The organism is Bradyrhizobium sp. 31Argb (assembly GCF_043638955.1).
In the GTDB taxonomy this organism is placed as follows: domain Bacteria; phylum Pseudomonadota; class Alphaproteobacteria; order Rhizobiales; family Xanthobacteraceae; genus Bradyrhizobium.
In genome coordinates this window covers 1-1,962 of sequence record NZ_JBEGDB010000543.1, presented here as the reverse complement: position 1 = coordinate 1,962, position 1,962 = coordinate 1, and the positions used below count along the sequence as shown (strand labels likewise).

1 protein-coding gene is annotated in these 1,962 nt (G+C 59.2%); it reads left to right on the top strand.

Annotation, left to right across the window (positions count from 1 at the left end; translation table 11 throughout):
• Positions 1-487 precede the first annotated feature (487 nt).
• On the top strand, positions 488-1,870 hold the full coding sequence (ltrA, locus tag AAFX91_RS41190) for a group II intron reverse transcriptase/maturase (RefSeq protein ID WP_394570294.1): 1,383 nt from the start codon (positions 488-490) through the stop codon (positions 1,868-1,870).
• The last annotated feature ends 92 nt before the right edge of the window (positions 1,871-1,962 follow it).

Sequence of the window (1,962 nt, the reverse complement as noted above, 5' to 3'; positions counted from 1 at the left end):
GTCCGGATCTGTGCGGGTTGCGCCTTGCAAGCGCGTTGAAGTCTGCCGTCTGCGATGACGGCCGCGGCAAAGCCTAGCGAGCAGCCGCGAACCAAGTCTTGCGTGGCGTCCGGTAACGGCCGCTGCGAAGCGTAGACAGGGAGGTTGTAGGCCGGAATGAAGTGAACGGGAAAATAGCCCCGAAATCGATCGTGATCGGAGTAGCTGACCCTCTCCCGTAACGGGGAAGGCGGAACCAAAGACCGCGCGAACGCGAGCAGTCTAAGGTGCTCCCGGGGTTCGTACCGCCAGCATGCAACCAAAGGCGTTGACGTGAACAAGGGAGATCCATCCGGTTCAAGCGCACGCTTGTAGGACCTGCCAAGCCGAAGAGGTGAGAAGGGTCTGATGACCGGGTGGAAGTCATACTGACTGATAGTACTCCGAGGACGGGAGAGCCGGCCACACGGGGAAGCGGTCAGCGGTAGTTGAATTGTTCTTGGGCGACATGGGCTCCATGCAACGGGAGTTACGGCCTTCTATTCAAAGAGAAGATCAGCTGACCATGGAAACGAAACTTGAACAGATAGCAGTGAAAGCTCGAAGGGAGCCAAATCTCCGCTTCACCTCGCTGGCCCATCATATCACGCGCGACCGGGTGCTGGAGAATCTATCAAAGATTCCGAAGCGATCCGCCGCCGGGGTGGACGGTCAGACGGTGGAGGCGGCGAAGGAGAGCTTCGAGGGCTGGATAGAGCCGGTGCTCCAATCCATCCACCGCCAGGGATATCGCGCGCCTAACATTCGGCGGGTCTATATCCCCAAGCCTGGCAAGACGGAGAAGCGCCCCCTCGGGGTTCCAACTGTCGCCGACCGGGCGCTCCAACGCACCACGGCTGAGGTGCTGTCCGCCATCTACGAGCAGGACTTCTTACCCTGCTCGTTCGGCGGCAGGCCGGAGCTCAGCGCCCATCACGCCTTGGCGACCCTCAATGAGGTCATCGCCGGCGGCATGATCGGCTGGGTGCTGGAGGCGGATTTGAAGAACTTCTTCGGGAGTCTCAATCATGATTGGGTCCTCCGGTTTGTCGAACATCGAGTAGGCGATCCGCGCCTGATCAGCTTGATCCGGCGTTGGTTGAAAGCGGGCGTCTTGGAAGATGGAGCGGTTCATCCGAGCGAGCAGGGAACCCCGCAAGGTGGATCGATTAGCGTGCTGCTGAGCAACGTGTACCTTCATTACGTTCTCGACCTCTGGTTTGAACGCGTGGTGAGGGGCCGGTTGCGGGGCGAAGCCCGACTGGTACGCTACATCGATGACTTTGTGATCTGTTTCCAATATCGATCGGACGCCATCCGCGTACAGGATGCCTTGCGTCTACGGTTGGGGAAGTTCGGCCTCACTCTGGAGCCGACCAAGACCAAGTTGGTCGAGTTTGGTCGGTTCGCGCAAAGACACGCTGGCAAACGCGGCAGGAACCGCCCGGAAACTATCTACTTCCTGGGTCTGACGCTCTATTGCACGCGAAACCGAAAAGGTAACTTCAAGGTTGGGATGCGCACCGAGAAATCTCGGCTACGGCGCAGCCTTACGTCTCTGCAAGAGCTAATGCAGCGAATACGACATCAAACGATCAGTGAACAGGTCAGCGAAATCAACGCCGTCCTACGCGGCCACTATGCTTATTACGGCGTCGCTGGAAATCTCCGGAGCCTCGTAAAAGTCTATCGGGTCGTCGAGCGTTACTGGCGCAAGATGTTGTGCAGCCGCAGCTGGGCAGGCCGTCGTCTCACTTGGGATGCCTTCAACCAAATCAAAGAGCGGACACCATTGCTGACACCAAAACTGCGCCTCCCATACGGGAAGCTGCAGGCGCTAGCAGTGCTGTGAACCAACCGCCGAAGAGCGTAGTGCGGTAAATCCGCACGCTACGTTCTGTGGGAACCGGAGGCGGGCGACCGCCTCCGGTGACCCGGTGGGCG

Bases quoted from the DNA above. Each gene is read 5' to 3' on its own strand.
- ltrA (WP_394570294.1), top strand. From the start codon at position 488: ATGGGCTCCATGCAACGGGAGTTACGGCCTTCTATTCAAAGAGAAGAT.